This window comes from Pseudomonas sp. MS01C9 (assembly GCF_058202755.1).
This window is the reverse complement of the sequence record NZ_CM177073.1, coordinates 5,494,951-5,518,817: the sequence shown is the minus strand read 5'-3', so window position 1 is coordinate 5,518,817 and position 23,867 is coordinate 5,494,951. Positions and strand designations below refer to the sequence as shown.

The 23,867-nt window shown below is 59.7% G+C and carries 20 protein-coding genes; 9 read left to right on the top strand and 11 right to left on the bottom strand.

Going from position 1 to position 23,867, the window contains the following annotated elements; genetic code table 11:
- Positions 1-12: 12 nt before the first annotated feature.
- A complete protein-coding gene (gene yghU, locus AC1M7R_RS24860; RefSeq protein WP_072391854.1) occupies positions 13-852 on the top strand; it encodes a glutathione-dependent disulfide-bond oxidoreductase in 840 nt (279 codons plus the stop codon).
- A 113-nt stretch (positions 853-965) separates the two neighbouring features.
- Here yghU and AC1M7R_RS24855 read toward each other — a convergent pair whose 3' ends face one another.
- The 3 genes from AC1M7R_RS24855 to AC1M7R_RS24845 all read right to left on the bottom strand — a co-directional run bounded on the left by AC1M7R_RS24855 (position 966) and on the right by AC1M7R_RS24845 (position 2,273).
- Positions 966-1,373, bottom strand: coding sequence for a VOC family protein (locus AC1M7R_RS24855; RefSeq protein WP_072391851.1), 408 nt, complete (start codon positions 1,371-1,373; stop codon positions 966-968).
- A 23-nt stretch (positions 1,374-1,396) separates the two neighbouring features.
- The gene (locus tag AC1M7R_RS24850) at positions 1,397-1,822 is read right to left on the bottom strand and encodes a YciI family protein (RefSeq protein WP_072391848.1); all 426 of its coding nucleotides are present in this window, start codon (positions 1,820-1,822) and stop codon (positions 1,397-1,399) included.
- 205 nt (positions 1,823-2,027) lie between these two features.
- Positions 2,028-2,273, bottom strand: coding sequence for an Lpp/OprI family alanine-zipper lipoprotein (locus AC1M7R_RS24845; RefSeq protein WP_490610027.1), 246 nt, complete (start codon positions 2,271-2,273; stop codon positions 2,028-2,030).
- Between the two features lie 229 nt (positions 2,274-2,502).
- Here AC1M7R_RS24845 and AC1M7R_RS24840 point away from each other — a divergent pair, with 229 nt between their 5' ends.
- Positions 2,503-3,150: a BON domain-containing protein gene (locus AC1M7R_RS24840; protein ID WP_076407004.1), complete on the top strand. Its 648-nt coding sequence runs from the start codon at positions 2,503-2,505 to the stop codon at positions 3,148-3,150.
- Positions 3,151-3,384: 234 nt separating this feature from the next.
- Here AC1M7R_RS24840 and AC1M7R_RS24835 read toward each other — a convergent pair whose 3' ends face one another.
- Positions 3,385-3,792 carry a hypothetical protein gene (locus tag AC1M7R_RS24835; protein ID WP_490610026.1) on the bottom strand — a complete coding sequence of 136 codons (408 nt, stop codon included), beginning with the start codon at positions 3,790-3,792 and terminating at the stop codon, positions 3,385-3,387.
- A gap of 739 nt (positions 3,793-4,531) precedes the next feature.
- On the opposite strand from AC1M7R_RS24835, the gene fnr reads away from it, so the two are divergent.
- Together fnr and arcD are read left to right on the top strand one after the other, a co-directional pair.
- The gene (gene fnr / locus AC1M7R_RS24830) at positions 4,532-5,284 is read left to right on the top strand and encodes a fumarate/nitrate reduction transcriptional regulator Fnr (protein WP_490610025.1); all 753 of its coding nucleotides are present in this window, start codon (positions 4,532-4,534) and stop codon (positions 5,282-5,284) included.
- 129 nt (positions 5,285-5,413) lie between these two features.
- Positions 5,414-6,907, top strand: a complete 1,494-nt coding sequence (gene arcD, locus AC1M7R_RS24825) for an arginine-ornithine antiporter (protein WP_490610024.1) — start codon at positions 5,414-5,416, stop codon at positions 6,905-6,907.
- Between the two features lie 269 nt (positions 6,908-7,176).
- Here arcD and AC1M7R_RS24820 read toward each other — a convergent pair whose 3' ends face one another.
- Complete coding sequence (locus AC1M7R_RS24820; protein ID WP_123595595.1) at positions 7,177-9,549, bottom strand: phosphoketolase family protein; 2,373 nt, start codon at positions 9,547-9,549, stop codon at positions 7,177-7,179.
- 251 nt (positions 9,550-9,800) lie between these two features.
- On the opposite strand from AC1M7R_RS24820, the gene AC1M7R_RS24815 reads away from it, so the two are divergent.
- The gene (locus AC1M7R_RS24815; RefSeq protein ID WP_490610023.1) at positions 9,801-10,784 is read left to right on the top strand and encodes a zinc-dependent alcohol dehydrogenase family protein; all 984 of its coding nucleotides are present in this window, start codon (positions 9,801-9,803) and stop codon (positions 10,782-10,784) included.
- A gap of 136 nt (positions 10,785-10,920) precedes the next feature.
- Here AC1M7R_RS24815 and AC1M7R_RS24810 read toward each other — a convergent pair whose 3' ends face one another.
- Together AC1M7R_RS24810 and AC1M7R_RS24805 are read right to left on the bottom strand one after the other, a co-directional pair.
- Complete coding sequence (locus tag AC1M7R_RS24810; RefSeq protein ID WP_123595596.1) at positions 10,921-11,832, bottom strand: universal stress protein; 912 nt, start codon at positions 11,830-11,832, stop codon at positions 10,921-10,923.
- Between the two features lie 1,023 nt (positions 11,833-12,855).
- Positions 12,856-13,329 (bottom strand): hypothetical protein, encoded by a 474-nt coding sequence (locus tag AC1M7R_RS24805; protein WP_076407012.1) that lies wholly within the window; start codon positions 13,327-13,329, stop codon positions 12,856-12,858.
- A 406-nt stretch (positions 13,330-13,735) separates the two neighbouring features.
- On the opposite strand from AC1M7R_RS24805, the gene AC1M7R_RS24800 reads away from it, so the two are divergent.
- A complete protein-coding gene (locus AC1M7R_RS24800) occupies positions 13,736-14,383 on the top strand; it encodes a BON domain-containing protein (protein ID WP_337349550.1) in 648 nt (215 codons plus the stop codon).
- A gap of 69 nt (positions 14,384-14,452) precedes the next feature.
- Positions 14,453-16,297: an ATP-dependent zinc metalloprotease FtsH gene (ftsH, locus tag AC1M7R_RS24795; protein WP_490610022.1), complete on the top strand. Its 1,845-nt coding sequence runs from the start codon at positions 14,453-14,455 to the stop codon at positions 16,295-16,297.
- 138 nt (positions 16,298-16,435) lie between these two features.
- On the opposite strand, the gene AC1M7R_RS24790 is transcribed toward ftsH, so the two are convergent.
- On the bottom strand, positions 16,436-18,715 hold the full coding sequence (locus AC1M7R_RS24790) for a heavy metal translocating P-type ATPase (RefSeq protein ID WP_490610021.1): 2,280 nt from the start codon (positions 18,713-18,715) through the stop codon (positions 16,436-16,438).
- A 384-nt stretch (positions 18,716-19,099) separates the two neighbouring features.
- Between AC1M7R_RS24790 and AC1M7R_RS24785 the strand changes: the two genes are divergently transcribed.
- Positions 19,100-20,779, top strand: a complete 1,680-nt coding sequence (locus AC1M7R_RS24785) for an HAD-IIB family hydrolase (RefSeq protein WP_490610020.1) — start codon at positions 19,100-19,102, stop codon at positions 20,777-20,779.
- A 39-nt stretch (positions 20,780-20,818) separates the two neighbouring features.
- On the opposite strand, the gene AC1M7R_RS24780 is transcribed toward AC1M7R_RS24785, so the two are convergent.
- The 3 genes from AC1M7R_RS24780 to AC1M7R_RS24770 all read right to left on the bottom strand — a co-directional run bounded on the left by AC1M7R_RS24780 (position 20,819) and on the right by AC1M7R_RS24770 (position 22,842).
- Positions 20,819-21,271, bottom strand: a complete 453-nt coding sequence (locus AC1M7R_RS24780) for an HIT family protein (RefSeq protein ID WP_076407017.1) — start codon at positions 21,269-21,271, stop codon at positions 20,819-20,821.
- Positions 21,272-21,523: 252 nt separating this feature from the next.
- Positions 21,524-22,021, bottom strand: coding sequence for a lipocalin-like domain-containing protein (locus AC1M7R_RS24775; protein ID WP_490610019.1), 498 nt, complete (start codon positions 22,019-22,021; stop codon positions 21,524-21,526).
- Positions 22,018-22,842 (bottom strand): SDR family oxidoreductase, encoded by an 825-nt coding sequence (locus tag AC1M7R_RS24770; protein WP_490610018.1) that lies wholly within the window; start codon positions 22,840-22,842, stop codon positions 22,018-22,020. The genes AC1M7R_RS24775 and AC1M7R_RS24770 overlap by 4 nt, the downstream gene beginning before the upstream one ends.
- Positions 22,843-22,938: 96 nt before the next feature.
- On the opposite strand from AC1M7R_RS24770, the gene AC1M7R_RS24765 reads away from it, so the two are divergent.
- Positions 22,939-23,835: a LysR family transcriptional regulator gene (locus tag AC1M7R_RS24765; protein WP_490610017.1), complete on the top strand. Its 897-nt coding sequence runs from the start codon at positions 22,939-22,941 to the stop codon at positions 23,833-23,835.
- Positions 23,836-23,867: the final 32 nt, after the last annotated feature.

The following is a 23,867-nucleotide window of genomic DNA, read 5'->3' as shown; positions in this document are numbered from 1 at the left end:
GAGGTCCGTCCCATGAATGAAACGTCCTACACACCTCCGAAAGTCTGGACACACGAAGCCCCCTCAGGCGGTCACTTCGCCAATATCAATCGACCCGTCGCAGGGCCCACCCATGAGAAGACCCTGCCCGTCGGCAAGCATCCGTTGCAGCTTTATTCCCTGGCCACGCCCAACGGCGTGAAAGTGACCATCCTGCTGGAGGAGCTGCTGGCACTTGGGCATACCGGCGCGGAGTACGACGCCTGGCTGATTCGCATCAACGAGGGCGACCAGTTCTCCAGCGGCTTCGTCCAGATCAACCCCAACTCGAAGATCCCGGCCCTGCTGGACCGTAGCGTCGAGCCGTCGATCCGTGTCTTCGAATCGGGCTCGATCCTTCTTTACCTGGCGCAGAAGTTCTCGGCGTTCCTGCCCACCGACCTGGCCGGGCGCACCGAAACCCTGAACTGGCTGTTCTGGCAAATGGGCTCGGCGCCCTACCTGGGCGGAGGCTTCGGCCATTTCTATGCCTATGCACCGGAGAAACTCGAATACCCCATCAACCGCTTCACCATGGAAGCCAAGCGCCAACTGGATGTGCTGGATCGTCGCCTTGCCGAAAGCCGTTACCTGGCCGGCAATGATTACACCATCGCCGATATCGCGGTCTGGCCGTGGTATGGCCAACTGGTGCGCAACAATGTTTATTCGGCTGCCGAGTTCCTCAGTGCCCACGAATACACCCATGTGCAGCGTTGGGCGGAAGAGATCGCCAAGCGTCCGGCGGTGATCCGGGGACAACGGGTCAACAGGACCTGGGGCGATGAGGCGAGCCAGGTGCCGGAGCGGCATGACGCACGGGATCTGGGCTGACCTGCCTCGCAGGTCCGGGGGGCATGTCCCCCGGACCGAGAGCGGTCAACGCTTAGGCTGTACGAAAACTCTTGAGACGAAGGTCAGGCAAGGCTGTGTTCAACGCAGCGTTTTCAGCTCTGCCCCTCGCAGTTGACCATCCAGGCAATCCCGAAACGATCTTCGAACATGGCGAAACGCTCCGCCCAGAAGGTCTTCGCCAACGGCATCTGTACGTTGCCACCCGCGCTCAAGCCATGGAACAGACGCTCGGCCTCGGCGACGCTGTCGACATTGAGGGATATCGATACACCCTGGGGTTTTTGAAAGGGCTGGCCCGGTGGGCAATCGGAAGCCATGATGCTGAAATCGCCCACCGTCAGGCAGGCATGCAGGATCATGTCCGGGTCCTTGGGCACGCCCGCCTCCTGCGGCGCGTCGGCGAAAGACATGGAAAACACCTCGCCGCCCAGCACCTCCTTGTACAAGGCAAAAGCTTCCTTACAGTGACCATTGAAACCCAGGTAGGGAATGATTTTCATGGCGTAACTCCTGTTGTCGGTTTTCACGATTGACGGGACACCCGGGCTCGCAAGCGTTCTTCCTGCTCGCGCAACTCAGGTGTAAAGGTCTCGCCAAAATCCTCGGCTTCGAAGATCTGGCGTATTTCGATTTCGCTGTCGCTGATCATTGGGTTCGGGCAACGCTTGACCCAATCGATCGCCTCTTGCAACGACTGGACCTGGAAAATCCAGAAGCCGGCAATCAGCTCCCCGGTGTGGGCAAAGGGTCCGTCGACCACCGTCCGGTCCTGCCCGGAAAACCGCACGCGCACCCCCTTGGCGCTGGGGTGCAGACCTTCGGCGGCGAGCAGGACGCCTGCCTTGACCAGTTCCTCATTGTAGGCCCCCATGGCCGTCAGCAAGGCTTCGCTGGGCAGTTGCCCGGCTTCCGATTCCGGGCTGGCTTTTACGATCACCATGAATCGCATGGTCTTATCTCCTGGTGGCAGATAAGCCGTCCTTGTGGCGGCTCCATGGATAATCGAACGGCAACGGATGGAATCGACAGCGATGGGAAAGTTATTTTGCCAGGCTCTTTACGAAGGTATTGAGACGAAGGTCAGGCAAGGCAAAGAATCCAGGAACGTTCTATGCCGATGCCCTCAGTCCAAGGCAATCCGATTATTTTTAAAGTCATTTTCTATTGTTCATCCGACTGGCGCGAATGCTCGCCTCCTGGGCGGTCCGTTGTGCCTGTTCAGCGAGCGCCATAGCCTGGTCTGCTTTCATGTAGGCTTCATCGGCCCTTAGCCGCGCCGTTGCGGCGTTATTTTCTGCAGACTCCAACCGCGCATCGATTTCTTGGGCGTGCCTGTTACTGCACCCGGCGCTGATCGCCAGGGCAATCCCCAACGAAACGATGGGCAAATATCTGTTCATGACCGGTTCCTCGAGATAGACGCAATCAGAAAAGACTGCCGCTCAACTATCGGGCCTCATCGTTCACCCGCGCTGATCTTTATCAAGCTAATGCCCGCAGAACTACCGCCCCGAGGGCTTACTTGGATCTTGTTGACTTAGCTCAATGTCCGGGCATCGCTCGAGCGTAGAAGAAACAGGCTGGGCAAACGCGCCCCGTACCTTCAACTCCTGCCTGGAGGACTTTGAAATGAGCGACTTGAGCCTGCGCAACTCCATTCTTGAAGCACTGGAATTCGAGCCTGATATCAACGCTGCGAATATTGGCGTGGCCGTTGAAGACGGTATTGTCACCCTATCCGGACACGTCAGCAGTTTCACTCAGAAAATCAATGCTGAACGAGCCGTCAAGAGCGTCAAAGGGGTGCGCGGCGTGGCTGAAGAAATACAGGTCAGGCTCGATAAAGGAGCCGGAGCGGCAGATGACGTCCTTGCCAATCGTGCACTGAGCATTCTTGATTGGAACTGCGATGTACCCGAAGGCGACATCAAGGTGGTGGTGCAGGATGGATGGGTTGCGCTGGAAGGCGAAGTAGACTGGCAGTACCAGAGGGAAGCGGCTGAACGTGCGGTGTTCAAGTTATCCGGCGTCGTTGGCGTGAAGAACAGGCTCACACTGCGCCCGCGCGTGAACGCGAGCAATATCAAGCATTGTATCGAGCAGGCGCTCAAACGCAGTGCCGAGCTGGATGCCAAAGAGATCCACGTCAGTGTTGCAGGCGATGTAGTGAGACTCGACGGCAAGGTCCATCTATGGAGTCAGCGCCGATTGGCAGAGCGGGCTGCCTGGTCCGTGCCTGGGGTCAGAGAGGTGAACGATCATTTATTGTTGGCATGAATCGCTGCGAAAACAAAACAGTACCCTGATCGATCCTGTCGGCGCCATGCAGTCTCATCGATGAACCGTACCTGAGTGCCCCCACGGGGATTCGCTCGTGCGGGGTGTTGAGCCGCGCAGGAGTACCCGCCTCCACTCACAGTGAGCGCCTCATGCCGACACATACCCGGCGGGTGCGATTGGCGCCGGCCACCCGCCAGCAAAGTGATGCAACGTCGCTGCATCACCTTGCATCTACTCCGGCGCCGGCATTCCCATCATGGACGATTGCTGCTCCATCATCTGCATCATCATGCCCATCATGCCTTTGCCTGGACCGCCTTTCGCGCCAGGCATCCCCATACAGCCCATTGCCCCAGGTTCCTTGTTCATCATGGCCATGCTCTCCTTCATCACTTTCATGCCTTCCTGCATGGCGGCCTGACGTTCAACCAGCGTTTTTGCCGCAGCCGCCTTGGCATGTGCCACCTGCATTTTCTGCATTTGCTCGGCCATGGCCGTGGTCATGGCCGTCGATGCGGGGGCTATGTTTTCAGTCGACTCAACGGGTGCATTGGCTGGAGGGGCCGCGTCTTGGGCAAGAGCAATGACTGCGCTGCCAGACAAGATGACAGCCAGAACGAGTTTCGAATGCTTTTTCATGATGAACTCCCGGGATGGTGCAGGGTAAGGAGCATTAACCGAGCCGCTAAAAGCGACGTTGCAGGACAGATCAATCCAAGCCCTGCCATTGCAAGGGTCAATCGTTGAAACGAACGAAAGCCAGATAGGTATCTGCGCTGCAGAGTCGCCACAGATTGTTTGAAGGCGACCGCTGAAGAGGACTGCGTCCCCTCACTGAATCAATACATCGTCTTGTATTCAGCCTAATGGGTAAGGAAATGGGGAGATTGACCAATGTCAAACTGGCTGCTGGCTCGATGTTCGAGTAACAAGCTCGCTCGGATCATCCATGCTCGGATGCCAGGGCGTTGGCATGTTTACCCTGAGATGCTGCCGATGCCGCCGGTCGGATAACCTGGACATTCGACGGCGACAAACGGCTCCGAACTTATCGAGGATCGCGTTGAGCTGCTCCCTATTCGCCCCCCTTGAGCCTGGTTTCAGTAACACGACTCTACCCCATAGCCCCTGCGCACGAGGCGGCGAATCCCGTGCCTTTCACTCGTAACTTTTTGAAACGTCAAGACAGTTGTTCGATTCGTGCCGCCATACGAGCACGCCCGCAAAGTGTCGAGCCAACAAGCGATCCTGATTCCATTGGTGTCGCTGCATCGCTTGCGGCGGAACTCATGCGGATCGCAGGTCTACCGTTAGGCGCCAAAAAAAAAGCGCAACGGGTTAGATCTTCTATGCTGCTTCCAAATAAAGGATTTTTCCCATGGCCGACGCTGATATTCGACTGCTTCGTACGCATGCGCTGAAAACCGCCTGTGCCAATTGCAGCGTGCTTGAACTGTGCCTGCCCATTGGCTTGACGGGCGGTGAAGTCGAACGCCTGGATACCTTGATCGCCCAGCGCGTGAAGGTCAAAAAGGGAGCGGCGCTGTACCGCACCGGTGATCCGCTGCGCTCGTTGTATGCGGTGCGCCTGGGGTTCTTCAAGACCAGTGTGCTCTCGGTAGACGGTCGCGAACAGGTCACCGGTTTCCAGATGCAGGGGGAAATGCTCGGCCTCGACGCCATCAGCACCGAACATTACGCCTGTAATGCAATCGCGCTGGAAGACAGTGAGGTGTGCCCTATCCCGTTCGGCACCCTGGAGAAGCTGGCACGGGACCTGCCGTCGTTGCAGCACAACCTGAACAGGCTCCTGAGCCAGGAAATCGTACGCGACCACAGCATGTTGCTGATGCTCGGCAACATGAATGCCGATGAGCGCCTGGCGGCGTTTTTCCTGAACCTGTCCCAACGACTGGTCCAACGTGGTTACTCCTCCCGGGAATTCGTGCTGCGAATGAGCCGCGAGGCCATCGGCTCGTACCTGGGGCTGCGCCTGGAAACCATCTGTCGCAGCATCGCTCATCTTCGCCAGGAAGAACTGGTGGATATCCAGGGACGCAATGTCACGATCCTGGACTTGCCCGGCCTCAAGCACAAAGTCGCCGGCTGCCATCGTCACGTCGAGCTGTGATGCCTGCCTCGCCGCACCTCTGATCTACATCAGTACCGCCCCACGTCGGCGGGTCGACATTAAGACTGGTGTTCGAACCTTTGTATCGACGAGGGTTATCGAACCTCACGTCTCATGGAGGCTTCCAACATGGCAACGCATCTGCAAGGTACAGAACCGATCATCCCGACCGTCAAACCCCACCCCCTGGCCGGCAGCTTGCGAAAGGTCGAACCCAGACGACTGTCGTTGAGCCTCCTTGTCGCACTGGTAGTCGGCTCGATGATCGGCAGCGGTATTTTCAGTCTTCCTCAGAACATGGCGGCCAGCGCGGGCGCCGGAGCGATCCTGATAGGCTGGTTGATCACTGGCGTGGGAATGCTGTCGCTGGCACTGGTCTACCAGACCCTCTCCAATCGCCAGCCGGAACTCGACAACGGCGTGTTCGCCTACGCCCGGGCGCTGGGTGGGGAGTTCCTGGGTTTCAATTCCGCCTGGGGCTATTGGATCAGCGCCTGGATCGGGAACGTCAGTTACCTGGTCATCCTGTTCGCCGCGCTCAGTTATTTTTTTCCAGTGTTCGGCAAAGGCAATAACAGAGCCGCGATTGCCGGTGCATCCGTGGTGCTCTGGGCTTTGCATTGGATGATTCTTCGCGGCATGCGCACCGCCGCCAAAGCCAACGCCCTGACCACGATCGCCAAGGTCGTGCCGTTGCTGCTGTTCATCGGGTTGGTCATCGCCGGTTTTTCCAGGGACACCTTCATGGTTGATCTCTGGGGCACACCGGCACTGGGCAGTACCCTGGATCAGGTAAAGAGCACCATGCTGGTCACCGTATGGGTGTTCATCGGCATTGAAGGCGCCAACGTGTTTTCCGCACGGGCCGCAAAACGGGCCGATGTAGGCCGGGCCACCGTGATCGGCTTCGTTCTCACGTTGTTACTATTGATCGCCGTTTCCCTGCTGTCGCTGGGCATCCTCCGGCAACCGGAACTGGCGGCCCTGAAGAATCCCTCCATGGCAGGTGTGCTGGAAGCAGTGGCCGGGCCCTGGGGCGCTGTACTGATCAGCATCGGCCTGATCGTGTCTGTAGGGGGAGCCTTGCTGGCCTGGACGTTGCTGGCGGCCGAATCGGTATTCACCCCGGCCAGGGAAAAGGTCATGCCGCGCCTGCTGGCCTCGGAGAACTCCCACGGTGCGCCCGCCAACGCGCTATGGATCACCAATGGCTGCATCCAGGTGTTTCTCCTGCTGACCCTGTATTCGAGCGCCAGCTACCTGGCACTGATTTCCCTGGCCACCTCGATGATCTTGCTGCCCTATCTGTTCAGTGGCCTTTATGCATTGAAAATGACCTGGCAAGGCCAGACCTACGTCGGTCACCGGGGCCTGCAATGGCGGGACATGGCCATCGCCCTGGTTGCCACAGCCTATTGCATCTGGCTCCTGTACGCTGCCGGCCCTCGCTACATGTTGCTCAGTGCCCTGCTCTATGCCCCCGGCTCGCTGATTTACCTGAGCGCCCAACGGGCCAGGACGAACCGGGCTCTGAATGGTTTCGGCTGGGCCCTGCTGCTGGGCATCTGGGGGGGCGCGATTGTCGCCGGCTGGATGCTCTGGTCCGGCCAGCTCACTTTGTAGCAGTTGCAAGCGTTCATCGAACTGGCCGTAGACCGGTCCCTGGCGCTCACGCCAGGGACTGCCCATGTCCAATCCAGTGAAAAAAATGCCGGTCAATACCGAAGTGAGCGCCCAAGTCACGCCGATCGAAGCTGATTGAACGCTTCGCCCCTCGCCCCTCGGCGGCCATCGATGAAGGCGTATTCATTCTTGTAGCAATGATCCCGCCGGGTTTCCACTGTCCAGGGTGACATGTACCGGGCCCGGCGCCCCACAAACTGTCTGGGGCGTCATGCCGGTGTCGGCGTCCACTGCCAGTTCAGTATCTCTGGCATATCCTGTCCATGCTCGATGACGTACAGCTGATGCCTTTGCATGGTGGCCCAGTAGCGAGCCCGGGCGCCTTCTACCAGAGGCTGCAGACGAGGTACGCGCTGGATGACATCGAGGGCCAGTTGGTAGCGGTCCAGATGGTTGATGACTGCCATGTCGAAGGGCGTAGTAGTGGCGCCCTCTTCCATGAAACCGCGAACATGGAAATTGTCGTGGTTATGACGTTTATAAACCAGTCGATGGATCAGCGCCGGATAACCGTGAAACGCGAAAATCACGGGTTTATCTACCGAGAACAACTCATCGAATTCGGCATCCGGCAAGCCGTGGGCGTGCTCTTGAGGCGGTTGCAGAGCCATCAGGTCCACCACATTCACGACTCTCACACGCAGGTCGGGGGCGTATTCACGCAGCAGCGTGACAGCGGCGAGAGTCTCCAAGGTCGGTACATCACCAGCGCAGGCCATCACCACGTCAGGATCACCATCGTCCTTGCAGGCGAAGTCCCACCGGCCAACACCCGCCATGCAATGGCGAATGGCCGAATCCATGTCCAGCCACTGCCACTCCGGTTGTTTTCCGGCCACGATCACGTTGATATAACCGCGACTCCTGAGGCAGTGATCGGCGACCGACAGCAGGCAATTGCCGTCCGCCGGCAAATAAATGCGCACGATATCGGCGCTCTTGTTCGCCACATGATCGATGAAACCAGGATCCTGATGGGAGAATCCGTTGTGGTCCTGTCTCCAGACGTGAGAGGTGAGCAGGTAATTGAGCGAGGCGATTGGCGCTCTCCAGGGAACCTGGGCGGCGGTCTTGAGCCATTTGGCGTGCTGATTGAACATTGAATCGACAATATGAATGAACGCCTCATAACAGGAAAACAGACCATGTCGACCGGTCAGCAGGTATCCCTCCAGCCAGCCTTCACAGACCTGCTCACTGAGAATCTCCATTACCCGTCCGTCGCAATCCAGGTTCGTATCCCCCGCTTCCAGCGAAGCCATCCATGTCTTTGCGCTGGCCTCATATACCGCATCGAGACGATTGGAAGCGGTTTCATCGGGGCCGAACAAGCGAAAATTGGCAGCCTTGAGATTGCGCTTCATCACATCCCGCAGGTAGCCCCCCAACAAACGGGTGGCTTCTGCCTGCACGCCGCCGGGCGTCGGCACAGGTAACGCGTAGTCTGTAAAGCGAGGCAGGTCCAGTGCCTCAAGAAGCAAGCCGCCGTTGGCATGGGGGTTGGCCCCCAATCGGCGGTGCCCCGTCGGCGCCATTGCGGCAATGTCCGGCATCAGGGTCCCGTCATCATCAAACAGTTCGTCTGGCCGATAACTGCCGAGCCATTGTTCCAATTGCAGCAAGTGCAGGGGTTGTTCGAAATGGCACAGCGGTACCTGATGAGCGCGCCAAGTGCCCTCGACTGGCTGCCCATCGACGAGTTTCGGCCCGGTCCAGCCTTTCGGCGTGCGTAATACCAGCATCGGCCAGAGGGCACGCTCCTGGGCGTCCTCATGCGACCCGGTCCGCGCCCGTCGCTGGATCTCCCGGATCTTGAGCAACAGCTCTTCCAGGGTCCTGGCCAGTTGTTGATGAACGGTTGACGCATCGTCCCCTTCTACAAAGTAGGGTTCGTAACCGTAGCCATACATCAAGGCCGACAGCTCATCCTCGCTGATACGTGAAAGCAGCGTGGGATTTGCGATCTTGAAGCCGTTGAGATGGAGAATAGGCAGTACTGCGCCGTCGCGCCTGGGGTTGAGGAATTTGTTGGAGTGCCAGCTTGCCGCAAGCGTACCGGTCTCGGCCTCGCCGTCACCGATGACACACGCCACGATCAGGTCCGGATTGTCGAACGCAGCGCCATAGGCGTGCGCAAGCGAATAGCCCAGTTCTCCTCCCTCGTGGATGGAACCGGGTATCTGCGCCGAGACATGACTTGACAGCCCATAGGGCCAGGAGAATTGTCGGAACAGACGCAGTATCCCGTTCTCGTTCTGCTCTACCGAGGGATAGCACTGGGTGAAACTGCCCTCCAGGTAACTCTGAGCGACGATGGCCGGGCCGCCGTGGCCGGGCCCGGTTATCAAGATCATGTCCAGGTCATGGGCAGTGATCAGGAGGTTGAGGTGAACATAGATCAGGTTCAGCCCGGGCGTCGTCCCCCAATGTCCCAGTAGCCGCGGCTTGATATGGTTCGGTTGCAGGGGCTTGCGCAGCAAGGGGTTGTCCTTGAGGTAGATCTGCCCCACGGCCAGGTAGTTGGATGCCCGCCAATAGGCGTCAAGTCTCTTCAGTTGATCGTTGCTGAGGAAATCGTTCATCAATATCCCTTTCAACTAACGGCAATCGCTGCCAATGCCCCAAGGCATCGCTTCCATGGCAAGGCCCTGTAAGGGCTGCCCCCTGACTGATCGCACCGAACGACCCGCCACGCCTGATTGTGGATCGTGGTGCTGCCCCCGACTTGATCTACATCAGAACCGGGGTCGCAACGCTGCGACACTGTTCAGTCTCGTTGTCCAGTCGCTGCTCGCCGGCCCGGCGAGCGCATTGCTCACCCAGGAGAACGCTCATGCGTGCCATGGTCCTGCATAACCCGGGGCAGCCGTTGCAATTGGAGGAACGCCCTCTGCCGACGCCTGGTGCCCGGCAGATGCTGATCAAGGTCCAGGCTTGCGGTGTCTGCCGCACCGACCTGCATCTGCTTGATGGTGAGTTGCCACAAGCTCGTTTTCCTCGGGTCCCCGGCCACGAAATTGTCGGTGACGTCGTTGCTGTCGGTGATCAGGTGGCGCCGGACTGGGTCGGGCGACGAGTGGGCGTGCCCTGGCTGGGATGGACGTGTGGCGTGTGCCAATACTGCCGTTCGGGACGGGAGAATCTGTGCGACAAGGCGCTGTTCACCGGTTGCCAGCTGGACGGTGGTTACGCCGATTACACGATTGCCGATGCGCGCTTTTGTTTTCCCATCCCGCTGACGATGGACGCCACCGAAGCAGCCCCTTTGCTATGTGCAGGGCTGATCGGTTTCCGAGCGTTGCAGATGACGCAGAACGCCCCTCATCTCGGTCTTTATGGCTTCGGCGCGGCAGCGCGTCTGGCGATTCAGGTTGCCGTGGGCCGCGGCCAGAAAGTCTACGCGTTCACCCGCCCGGGTGACGATGAGGGCCAGGCGTATGCCCGCTCACTCGGCGCGACCTGGGCCGGTGCATCGGATCAGCCTCCTTCGCACCTGCTGGACGCCAGCTTGATTTTTGCCCCGGTCGGCGCACTGGTACCGCAAGCCCTGCAGGTAACCGCCAAAGGGGGCTGCGTCGTGTGCGCAGGCATCCACATGAGCGATATTCCCAGCTTCCCGTATCGCCTGTTGTGTCAGGAACGCACTGTACGGTCAGTCGCCAACCTGACCCGCGCGGATGGCGTGGCGTTTTTCGAGCAGATCCGTCACACGCCTGTCCATTGCAACGTGACGTGTTTCCCGCTGATCGAAGCCAACGAGGCCTTGGAGCGTTTGAGGGGCGGTCAAGTCAAAGGGGCCATTGTGCTGACCCCTTGACGAGCGGAGATCGCGGGGCGCGCGCAAGGTCGATTTTGCGCGCAGCCCATCGACGCCAAAAAAGTCATGAGACGACACTCAGCCGCCCCCCAGAATCATCTGATTCACCCCAGCCCTTGAGAACCGGTTGGCTACGTCACACATCCGGCTTGACCGCCCAGATGCTGCAGGGTGCTCGCTGCAACAGCAGCTCGGCAGTGGTGCCCAGGCGTCTGTCCAGGCCACGATGCCCCGCAGTGCCCATGACGATGACATCGATCTGCTGGTCGGCAGCGAACGTGCAGATGCCGTTCACCGGCGAGCCTTCGATGAAGTGACGCTGCTGCGGCCCCACCCCGTGGCGCTCGGCCAAGGCTTCGAATGCCTCATGTTGTGCCTGGCCCAACGCTTCGTAAGGCCCGGAGGCCAGGGGCAACGCACCGATACTCATATCCGAGGCATATATGATCGTCCAGTCGAAGGCATGCAAAAGCGCGACCTGGGCATTGCATTGCTCGGCCAGCTTGACTGCGGTGTCGACGATCCGGTCGTTGAACACCAGGTCTTGTTCCTCGCTGCGCAGCACGTCGACAATCGCCAGGATTCGCCGTGGCCGAGGGTGGCGCGGGTCGGTGACCAGATGCACCGGCACCGGGCAGTCGCGCAGCAGGCGCCAGTCCAGTGGGGTGAAGAAAATCCGTTTCAGCGCCGGTTCCGGCTGCGCATCCTTGATGATCAGGGCCAGTGGCATCTCTTTGACGTATTGCTGCAGCGCCTGATAGGCGTCGCCGCTCCAGACCACTTCGCTTGTCACCTCGATGCCATGTCGACGTGCCAGTTCCGCCTGCTGCCACAACCATTGTCGATGGGTTTCCAGATAGCCGCTGCGCGCCCTCTTGATCTGGTCCGGCGCAAAAAGGCCGGCCACCGAGAGCACCTCCAGGTAATCAATGGCCACGATGTGCAGAGGCAGGTCCAGCGCCAGGGCCAGCTCGGTGGCACGATCGAATGCAGGCGTACGGGTCAGGGAGTCAGGGGCCAATAAGAGCAAACGTTGATTCGCGGACATGGAACACCTCATCGCGTGGCGCCTCCCACTGAATGGGGATGCGAGACATCAGCATGAGCGCGTGAACGACGCAGGGACTTGACCTATGTCAGACAGCCATCATCGATGTCGAATCATGCATTTTTTCCACCGCCAATGCGCAACCGTCCCTTATCGATGCACGCTGAAGAGCGTCAACAATCGACTCCCCGCAGCGCCAGAATCATTGTGAGGCTGGCGCAGGGACCCAGAGAGACGCTGGAGCAGCACATACCGTGTCGGGTCGCTGGCGAGTGTCCCCCGTTGGCCAGGCATGAGGCGCTTCGATTCGAGCCTGCAAGGTCTTCATGAAGGCGTGGGCTTCATCGATTTTTCTGAAACCTACCCACCATATACCCAGGTGTACGATCCAGCGCTCGCCAGTCTGCTGCTCTTCAATCCAGATAATCATGACTACCCTCACACTACGCTATGGCGTGGACGAGTAATTGATCGGGACGCGATAGCCACCTTCATCACGCCATCGCGTCAGGAATGTATGTATCGCTCGCAGCGATGCGATTCCTGTCCACGAAAATCGCCGCTTTCATCTTCGCCATGGCCAATGCCTGCAGTGTCCGGTGGCCAAGGTATAGCCCGAGACTGCTCCCCTGAGTCGTGAGATAGGTTGACCATGGTCAAACATTGCTGCGTTCTCGATTGCCACTCATCACGCAGACGCTCCTTCGGCTCAACGGCGACCAGAGATGGCGGCCGAGGGCGCAGGTCCAAGTCCATGTTTTCAGCAAGCGCGCTCCCTCGACAGCAAACCTGGTCGGGATCAAACACAATCACGCTTACGGGTTGAATATCGCCCTGTGGGATTCACATCGCCGATGGTGCGCCAGCGGGCAATGGGATCGATCCCGGAACAGAGCGCAGGCATGCCAATGAACGATTCGGAGCAGCGTCGCGGTATTGTTGATGAGTGGAGTCGTACGCCATCAGGGCGATGTGGCATCGATTGGCGTTGCAGCGCAAAACGGCATCGTCAGCCAGACCAGCTCATCGCGAACTTTCCTGATTGAGCAGTGACTTGGCAAGTTCGTGATCCGGGATCCATAAGGTATTGATACAGAGCCGGGCATCTTCCTGGGTCACTGGCTCAAGGTTGAGCGGGTCGAGTTTGAAGGCGTCAACCAATGCCAGACGCGCAATACCGTTTTTCTCTACAAGCGCCTGCGCCAGGCATTCACACAGGACGCGCGGCGGCGTCTCTCTGGGGAACACTATTGCAGCGCCCTCAAACTCGATCTGCAGTCGCGAGGTGCACGTGCTGATCAAAGTCTGCACGGCATGTGACGCGAAATGAAACGTGACCAGATAACCCACCGACAGGATCGACAAGGCCACTATCCAGGTAGCCGCCTCTCTTCTCAATGTCCTTGTATCGGGTCGACGACGAGGGAGCAGTCCGGCCATGCCGCGCCAACCGCCGCGTAGGGCGTGGAGCGCATTCACGAACCAATGGACAGTCATGATCGAGCCCCTGTGCCCCAGTGTGTCTTGAGAACATACCCCCTGCCGGGGACCGCCGTTTGATCTGAATCATGCCCGGTGCGATCGGTGCGGATGTACAGCTCCAGGCTCTGTACGGAAAGCCTTGATACTCGCGCAGCTGCGTTGAAAGCTGCCCCCCAAATGCCTGAGCTTGATCATGAGACTTCACGACAGAGCCCAGGGCGCGCCAAACTCAGTGACTGTTCGGCACCACGACTACCGTCGGCGACACGGGAGCCTGATTTTCATAGGTCGGACGATCGATCAGCAATCGACAGAGCACTCAAAGAAGGCTTGTTGATTTAGCTCAATGCCGCCTCATCGTTCAAGGGTAAAAACGAACGGACCAGGCTTGCAGCCATTGTCATCCACAGAGGACTTCCCAATGAGCGACTTGAGTTTGCGTCAACATATCCTGGAGGAGCTTGAATTCCATCCCGAAATCAATGCTGCCAATATCGGTGCGACCGTGGACAACGGCGTCGTCACGCTCTCCGGTCACGTCAGTAGCTACGCTGAGAAAATCAACGCAGAACGCGCCGTGAAGAGCATCAGAGGAGTTCGTGCGCTGGCCCAGGAAATTCAGGTCCGGCCCGACAAGAACGCGGGTACGACGGATGATGCCATCGCAGCTCGCGCCTTGAGCATCATTGCGTGGAGCTCGGACGTTCCTGAGCAGGATATCAATATCACGGTGCAAAACGGCTGGGTCACACTGGAAGGCCAGGTGGACTGGCAATATCAGAAAGAAGCCGTGGAGCGGGCGGTGCACAAACTGTCGGGAGTGGTCGCAATAGACAACCGCCTGGCCCTTCGTGCGCGGGTGAACGTGGAGGACGTCCGGCAGCGTATCGAACAAGCGCTCAAGCGCAATGCCGAAGTGGACGCCCAGAGGATCCAGGTCAAGGTCGAGGGTGACACTGTAAAGCTTCAAGGCAGGGTTCATTTGTGGCGCGAACGCAAGATCGCGGAACGAGCTGCCTGGTCAGTGCCCGGTGTGAGGCAGGTCGAAGATCATCTGCTGCTCGCCTGAGCCAATTATTCCGGACAAGCCGATACCTCCCCGGATAATGCCCATGCCTCGCCTCATGGAGCCAATCTCATGAAAAGACAGCACCAATGGAACCTGTCCTACTTCGCGATTGCTTTTCTCATCCTGATCGGCGTCCAGTTCCTGTTCGTCCATCGCGATGAAGTCGAGAACCTCCCCTACAGTCAGTTCCTGCAACTGCTGAATGAGCATAAAGTCAGCGACCTTCTGGTCCAGAAGGACCGGATCAGCGGCAAGCTGCAAGAGCCTATCGACGGCCGCGAGCGGTTTTCCACGGTACGGATCGATCCGGTGTTTGCGACCGAGCTTGCCCAATCGGGCGTCAACTTCACAGCGATCAATGAAAACAGCCTTCTGAACGGCCTGGTGGGCTGGTTGATGCCTTTGATGCTGATCATGGTGACCTGGCATTTTCTTTTTCGCGGGCTGGCGGATAAACAGGGTATTGGCGGCTTGATGAGCATCGGCAAGTCCAAGGCAAAGGTCTTCCTGCAACGTGATACCGGGGTGACTTTCGCCGATGTCGCCGGGATCGATGAGGCCAAGGCCGAGCTGGTTGAGATTGTGTCGTTTCTCAAGGACAAGGCCAGATACACACGGCTGGGGGCGCACATTCCCAAGGGCATCCTGTTGATCGGCCCGCCAGGCACCGGCAAGACTCTGGTAGCCAAGGCCATCGCCGGGGAAGCCGGGGTCCCGTTTTTTTCGATTTCGGGCTCCGAATTCGTCGAAATGTTCGTCGGGGTCGGCGCGGCTCGGGTTCGCGAGCTGTTCGAACACGCACGGCAGGCAGCCCCCTGCATCATTTTCATCGATGAGCTCGACGCCTTGGGCAAGACGCGCGGCGTCGGCATGTTGGGTGGCAATGACGAGAAAGAGCAGACACTCAACCAGTTGCTGGCTGAGCTGGACGGCTTTGATCCCCGTGAGGGTGTGGTACTGCTGGCCGCGACCAACCGCCCGGAAGTCCTCGATCCGGCGTTGCTACGGGCTGGACGGTTCGACCGGCAAATCCTGATCGATCGGCCCGATCGCAAGGGGCGAGAGGCCATTCTCAAGGTCCATCTCAAGAAGATCACCGTGGAACCTGGTCTCGATGGCGCGCGTATCGCCGAAATCACCACCGGCTTCACTGGGGCTGACCTGGCCAATCTGGTTAACGAAGCGGCCATCGTTGCCACTCGACGTGGTGCCGAGTCGGTCAACCTGAATGATTTCACTGCCGCGGTAGAACGTCTTATCGCTGGGCTGGAACGCAAGAGCAGCCTGCTCGATCCTGAAGAACGCCGGGTAGTGGCCTATCACGAAATAGGGCATGCCCTGGCTGCCAGCTCACTGCCGGCCATGGACCCGGTCCACAAAGTCTCGATCGTGCCGCGCGCCATCGGCTCCCTCGGCTATACCTTGCAGCGTCCCAACGAGGACCACTTCCTGATCAGTTGCCAGACCCTGAAGGACCGGATCGTCGTTCTGATGGCCGGACGCGCCGCCGAAGAACTCGTCTATGGCCAGATCTCCACCGGGGCAGCCGATGACCTGGGTCGCGCGACTGATATCGCTCGTCAGTTGATTACCCGGTTCGGTATGAGCCCCGAGCTGGGACAATCGGTACTGGAACGCCAGAATACGACGTATCTGGGAGACCGCATGGCCACGGTGGGCGGCAAGGACTATTCCGAACAGACAGCCCGGGAGATCGACCTGGGCATTCGCGCCTTGCTCGATGACGCCTACCAACGGGCCAAGGTATTACTGACGCATCGTCGGGCCGAACTGGACATGGGCGCGGGGCTTCTCGCTGAAAAGGAGAACCTTACGCCAGAGGAGTTTCCTGCGCTCATGCCCCTCAAGCGCGGGTTGATATCCCTACGACCTGCTACGGGGACATCCTCCTGAAATCGGGCCATGCAGACGTATTCACTGGGGCGCGGGTCGTGGTGATCAGCGTTGTGATCCAGCAGTTTTCAGAAGTACTGGAGACGCAGTCAGGCAGTCGCCCTCCCCCGTGCACAGTTCGACTGGAACCGAATTTAATCAGCGTCGGTCCAGATAGCGGAACAGCTCCTCCTCTTGGCTAAAGTGCAATTGCACAAGCGTGTCCAGACGAATCAACTGATGCTGGATTTCATCGGCGAACGACGCTGCCGGGTGGGCGCTGAAATCAGCACTCATGCGCGCGAGCAAATGAATCAGGCGAAAGATTTCCCGATGGGCATGACTCAATGCCGACAAGGAAGCCTCCCCCTGCATGCTTCGCGTCAGCAGCGGGTAAAGTTTTTCTTCATCTTCGCGTTCATGACGGGCCACTGAGCATTGCAGCCTCTTTATCAGTTGCCCCAAGTCGGCCTGCGCCTGCAAGAGCGGACGCTGGGAGAAGTCAGTTGCCATCTGGTGCAGATCGCCCAGTACGGTAGAAAGCTGATCGTGTTCTACCTGTAGACGATCAATCTGCTCCCCCGCCAGCTGTTTGTTCAGGCTTCGCGACGGTCTCAATGTGCTCAGGGCATACAGGACGATCACCACATCGATGCCTTCCTGCGCTACGGCGCCTATCAACGGCGGTAGGTAGCCAAAGGCCGCCGCTATCATGGCCAGCAAGGACATTCCCATGCCGACCCACACACCCTGGCGGGCAATGCGACGAGTTCGGCGAGCTATGTCCAACGCCTCGACCAGGCGATCCAGGCGATCGACCAGCAGTACGACCCCGGCCGCCTGCGCGGATGCCGTGGTACCGCTGGCGCCCATCGCGACTCCGACATCAGCCGCCGCCAGTGCGGGAGCGTCGTTGATGCCATCCCCTACCATCAGCGTGCTGGCGCGCAGGCAGCCTGCCTGGACCGCACGCACTTTGTCTTCAGGCGTCAACCCGGCGAGCAGTTCATCGATCCCGGCAGACAGCGCAATCATCTCGGCGGTTTCCACGCGATCGCCGGTGAGCATGACTATTTTCTCGATGCCTCTGTTGCGCAGTCGACGCAGGGTCAGTGGCGTTTCCAGACGCAGCTTGTCCGAAAAGATCAGCAGGCCAACGAGCGACCCCTCCACGTCGATGAAACTGCCGGTGCATGCCAGGTAATCCATTTGACGCAGCATGTCTGCGACCCAGCCAGACACCGGCATGTCTGCGTGCACAAACGACAAGGTGCCTAAACGCACGCGCCTGCCCTCGATCAACCCGCAAAGACCGGCGCCCGGAACTTCCTCCACCTCCTGCGGCAAGCTGAGCGTCACTGCGCGCTGACAGGCTGCTGCGACAATTGCCTGAGAAATCGGGTGCGTCGAGGCCTGCGCCAGGGAAGCGGCGAGGCCAAGCAGGCGTCCTGGCTCGATCGCTCCGTTGGCTTCGATCGCCTGTAAACGGGCATGGCCGCTGGTCAGCGTGCCGGTCTTGTCGAGAAATACCTGCTTGATTCCGGCAAGCGCTTCCAGGGTCACCCCGTCCTTGATCAAGATGCCGCGGCGTGCCGCCCTGGAGATACCCGACATGATCGCTATCGGCACTCCCAGAATCAAAGGACAGGGAGTGGCCACTACCAGTACTGCCAGTGCGCGCAGCGTATCGCCGCTGATATGCCAAGCGAGTCCGGCCACCAGCAGTGTCAGGGGGACGAAGAGCAATGCGTAACGGTCGGCCATACGCACGAAGGGCGCGCGCGAGCGTCGTGCGGCTTCTGCCAGGCGCACCACCCCGGCGTAAGTGCTCTGCGCTGCCGTTCGATCGGATGTCAGGAGAATGGGCGCACCGACGTTGGTCACGCCACTGGACAATTGCTCTCCTGCCTGACGGGTGACCGACAGTGACTCGCCGCTCAGCGCCGACTCGTCCAGAACGGCGGTAGGGCTGAGCAAACGGCCATCGACCGGTATCACCTCCCCCAAGCGTACCAGCAGTGTTTGCTGTGGCTGGATCTGTTCGACCGGTATCTGCCGTAAATCGCCATTTTCCTGAAGCCAGGCAAAGCGTGGCGCACGATCGACCAGCGCGCGCAGTTCGCGTTCTGCGCGCTGCCTGGTGAAGAACTCCAGGATGCGTCCAGACGCCAGCATCAAGGCGATCACCGCCGCTACCAGGGTCTGTTCGAACAGCAATGACGCGGCGATTGCCAACAACGCAACCAGATCGACGCCCGCTTCGCGCCGAGCCAGGCGCCTGACAATCTCGAAAAGTAATACCAGCGCCATTACCAGACTGCCTGCGCCCCAACCTATCGACGCCCAGTCGGGCTTGCCCATGATCTGCGCAATGCCCCCGCCCAGCAGGGTCAAGGCTGTCAGGACTAACAGGGCCGGGTCCAGCCACTTGCCGAGCATGGCTTCGAATCCTTTATTAATGCGCGCCCAGTGCAGTGCATCATGCATGGGGCATGGATGGCGGCGCCGATGCTCGATGGCCTGACAGCTGAGGCTTGCGCCCCTCTGGCCAGTTGTTCACCAGCCTCTGTATGAAAAGCCTAGATTGCTTGGGTGAATGCTCCTTTTATTGACAAACCTCAAGCAATTCTCTCTGGCCCGGCGTAGGAGTTATCTGGCAGCAGGGCGCAGAGGGGAAAGCTTCAACGCTCAGGCTGTGGACCTGCGCAGTGATCGCAGGCAGGCCAGTGACTTGCACGTATCCAGCCCGATCCTGCCCACGCTCAAGATCTGTCGAACTTCACGATCAGACAATCAACCCTGACCGAGCCTAACGGAGCATGTATGCACTTTTTGGCCCTAGCGGTGGATTACGATGGAACCATCGCCGAAAACGGTAGCGTTTCACCTGAGGTCTGCGCATCGCTCGCCAAGCTTAAAAACAGCGGCCGCAAGTTGCTATTGATTACAGGGCGAGAACTGCAAGCGCTCAAACATCACTTTGTGCAGTTGGCGCTATTCGACTTGGTGGTCGCGGAGAACGGCGCCCTCTTGTATGACCCGATAACAGGTTCCGAGGAACTCATAGCCGATCCAGCCTCCACCGAATTGGTGAGCCGCTTGCGCGACAAGGGCGTCTCTCCACTGTCGATCGGCCGGTCGGTCATCGCCACCTGGCACCCATTCGAGAACGCAGTGATCACCAGCATTCACGAGCTGGGCCTCGAGCTGCAAATGACCTTCAACAAGGATGCGATCATGGTCTTGCCGCCTTGTGTCAATAAAGCCTCTGGCCTCAGGGCTGCCTTGCGGAGACTGGGAATTTGTGAACTCAACGTGGTAGGCGTGGGCGATGCAGAAAACGATCACGCCTTTCTCTCGATCTGTGGCTGCGCGGCCGCAGTGAACAATGCCATCGAGTCTATAAAGTCCAGCGCCGACCTATGCCTCAGCCAGGATCATGGCCAAGGGGTCTGCGAGTTGGTGGACTTGCTGCTGGATAAGGACGCGACCCTGGTTCCCATCGAGCGCACCGGAATCCTGCTGGGCCAGACCGATGATGCGCGCAACGTATGGCTTGCGTCGGAATCGGTGATGCTGGTCGTTGGCAATTCGGGCTCCGGAAAATCCAGCTACGTCACTTGGCTGACCGAAGGCATGGTCCATGCCCGTCAGGGATTTTGCATCATTGATCCCGAAGGCGACTATCTCACCCTGGATGCAGCGGTAACGGTTGGCGGCCTGACGGCTCCTCCAACGACAGAGGAGTCGGTGCATCACCTGTTGCAGGCACAGCTCAATGTGGTGGTCAGTACCCTTGCGTTGGATCCCCCCGCTCGAGTTCGACTTTTTGGCGAGCTACTGCCCTTTATCCAGCAACTGCGCAGTGCCTCAGGTCGGCCCTACTGGTTGATAGTGGACGAAGCCCATTACATGATGCCCCACTGTGCCGATTGGCCGCCCGAGTTTCTCGGTGATATCGGGGCAATCATCGTTGTCCTCGATTTTGATCAGGTGTGCCCGGCACTCCTGGAACAAGTAGACGTGCTGGTGACTCTCGGCAGCGCTGCTCGTGAACTGGTCGAACAGTTCGCCGCACGTATGCAGCGACCTTGCCCGGAACTTGGGGAGCGCTCCGAGAGACTCGAACATGCCTGTTTCTGGAATCTTCATGAAGGAGAAGAAGTCCTTCTGCTTGATCTGGTAAAGCCCCGTCAAAAACACCATCGCCACAGTGGCAAGTACGTGGCGGGAGACGTAGGCGCATGGCACTCGTTCTATTTCCCCTCACTGGGCAAAAGTGCCTCCAACCTGAGCGAATTCCTGTTTTCGTCAGCCCAACTTGAAGACACCGCCCTTCGCGAGCATATGAATGGCGGCGATTTTTCCAGTTGGTTTCGCAAGGTGATCCGCGACGATGTGCTTGCCAGCAAGACCCATCTTGTTGAGATCGACAGAAATCTGCCCCCCAAGGTCGCGCTGGAGCAGATTTGCGGACTTGTGCGATCGCGCTACCACCTCTGACGATAGCGGGATGTCCCTATTTCAAACCAGTCATGTGTTTCACCTGGCGTCTTGCGCGGCGCTGAGCCGTGCGACCAGCCGCGCCTGGAGCGCCCTGAGTTCTTCGGCCTCGGCCTTGCCCCTGCCGTGTTCGCCCGCCTGCAGGCCTTCCCAGCGAGGGATGATGTGCATGTGAATGTGATAGACCGTCTGCCCGGCCACCGCACCGTTGAATTGCGCGATCTGGACGCCATCGGGCTGCAGCTCGTCGACGATGATTCGCGTCAGGTACTGCACGGCCGACATCATCGCGCTCAGCACGGTGGGTTCGACCTCCAGGATGTTGCGGGCCCGGGAGGCCTTGGGAATGACCAGGACGTGGCCGGTGGACTGGGGAAAGATGTCCAGGAAAGCCAGGACCTGGTCGTCTTCGTAGATTTTGTAACACGGCGCGTCGCCGCGAAGGATCAGGGCAAAGATGTTCTGTGGATCGTATTGACCGTGGAGGCTCATGCTCGCTCCTTTAATGAGCTGGGGGGTGGCATCGGCATCGGCCGACCGGAAAATGGCTGGGCTGCCCGAGGCTTTGGCGCAGGGGCAACGTCCTACTGTAGTTCGATATCCCGGGGATAGTCGGATTACCGCAGAGGCCCGTTGACTATAACCGAGAAACAGCAGATCCAGCCCCCATGACCGCCTCGGCCGATCCATGCCCGCAGTGGCCTGTGTGGCCAATCCGAGTACTCGGATTAACCGTACAGGCCTCTAGCGAACCCGCACGAACTCGGCGCTCACCCGCCCGCCGTCCGGGCGTGTAAAGCTTTCGAACATCCGCTCGCCTTCCACCTTGAGTTGCAGCTCCTGTTTCGTGCGAACGCTGCCGACCCAATTCGGGAACGTGGAGCCCTCCACACGGTTGCCCGAAAAATGCCCCTGGGCGTCCACGGTATAGGTGCCGAAGAAACCGATGCTCGAGGCCATGGCGCGCCGGTTCTCCTCATCCTTGCCATTGCCGCGTACGTCTGATTCAAAGCGTGGGGCCTGGCCATTGGTGAGCACCTCGACAAAGTGCATGTCGGCGGTGAAGACCAGCATGCCCTGGGGATGCTCGCCATAGGGCCGTTCGATGCGACCGTCGCGTTCCAGCGTGGCGGACACCATGCGCCACGTGCCAGCAATTTCGTTGGGGTCAGCCGGCCACAAGCGTTCACTGGCGCCAACGGCTCCGGCCGCGACGAGCAGAAGCGCGGGCAGCCACTTCATGGCTTGTCCGCCGTCAGGGTCAGGGCTTTTTGCGCCATCAGGTCGTCCAGCCGAGCGGTCAGTGCCTGATGGATGTGCTCGAATGCCGTGCTGCCCAGCGCAATGCGGCGCCTGGGCCGGGCCGAATCCGCCACCTGGATGATCGCCTCGACCGTGCGCTCGACGTCTCCCTTCACTTCGAACGTTCCGCCGGACAAGGCCCGTCGCATCTCGCCAGCCGGCGTCGCATCGTAGACAGGGAGCGGCGTCGCGTGATCCAGGCCCTGGCCGAAGCCGGTCTCGGTCGGCCCCGGTTCGGCAATGACGACGTCGATGCCAAACGGGGCGACCTCTTGCGCGACCGCATCGAGAAAGCCTTCGATGCCCCACTTGGTGGCGTGGTACAGGCTGAAGTTGGGATAGGCCACCTGACCGCCCTCGGAGGACACCTGCACGATCCGCCCGCCGCCCTGGGCCCGCAGATGAGGCAGCGCCGCGCGCACCAGCTGGATCGAGGCGCTCAGGTTGGTGGCGATCTGGCGCTCGATCTGCGCATCACTGGCCTCCTCCGCGGCGCCGAACAACCCGTAGCCCGCGTTGCTGACCACCGTGTCGATGCGCCCGAAAGCCTGGAAGGCGTCGTCCAGCGCTCGACGCAAGGCGTGCGTGTCGGTGATATCGAAAAGCGCGACACGCAGCCGGTCTGCCGCCATCCGCTGGAGCGCTTCGAAGGCAGTGGCCCGTCGCCCGCAAGCCACCACCCGGTCGCCTCGCTCCAGCAGCTTGCGGGTCATGGCCCAGCCAATCCCGGACGACGCACCTGTGATCAACCATGTCTTCATCGGTAGCTCCTATTGGGGTTTGTCCCGAGTATATGAAGCCGGATCGCCTACAATAAGCCTCACCAATACGAACGAGCTGGTTAGAAATATTCACCAATGGCCGATATCAGTCTTTCCGATCTCAAGGTTTTCGCTCACGTGGCGCACCATCGCGGTTTTCAGAAGGCCGCCGACGCGCTGGGCGTATCCCGGTCCTCCCTCAGCCATGCCATCAAGGGACTCGAGCGGCGTCTTGGCGTACGCCTTCTGCATCGCACCACCCGCAGCGTGGCTGTGACCGAGGCAGGCGAACAATTGCTGTTGCGCTTGAACCCGCTGTTGCGGGAACTGGACGACGTGCTGGATGCGGTCAGCCATGGTCAGGACGAACTGGTCGGCACCCTGCGTATCAACGCCAGCAAGGGCGGCGCGCGATGGTTGCTCAAGCACGTGGTCCCGTCGTTCCAGCAGCGTTACCCTCGTGTCGCGCTTGACCTGGTGGCCGAAGGGCAACTGGTGGATATCGTGGCCGAAGGTTTCGACGCCGGCGTGCGCCTGGCTGAATCCGTTCCCAAGGACATGATCGCGGTGCCCTTCGGCGGCGACGTCCGGTTCGTGGCGGTCGCTGCGCCGGGTTATATCCAGGCGTTTGGCCTGCCCGTGACGCCGAACGACTTGATGGCCCACCGTTGCATTCGCCAACGCCTGCCCAGCGGGAAGCGCTATCGCTGGGAGTTTGAACAGGGCAATCGGCAACTCGCGCTGGACGTGCCCGGCACGCTGTGCCTGGACGACAACGACCTGATGGTCGAGGCGGCTTGCGCTGGCTTGGGGATCGCCTTCGTTCCGGAGCCCTTCGCCCGCCCGGCCTTGGATGACGGCGCGCTGGCCCTGCTCCTGGACGACTGGACGCCTGCCTCACCCGGCCTGTGTCTCTATTACACGGACTTCCGCCATGTGCCTGCGCCACTGCGAGCATTCATCGAGGTGGTACGCGAGGCAACACAGCATTAGCCATGCGCCGATACCCATGCACGCTATGAACC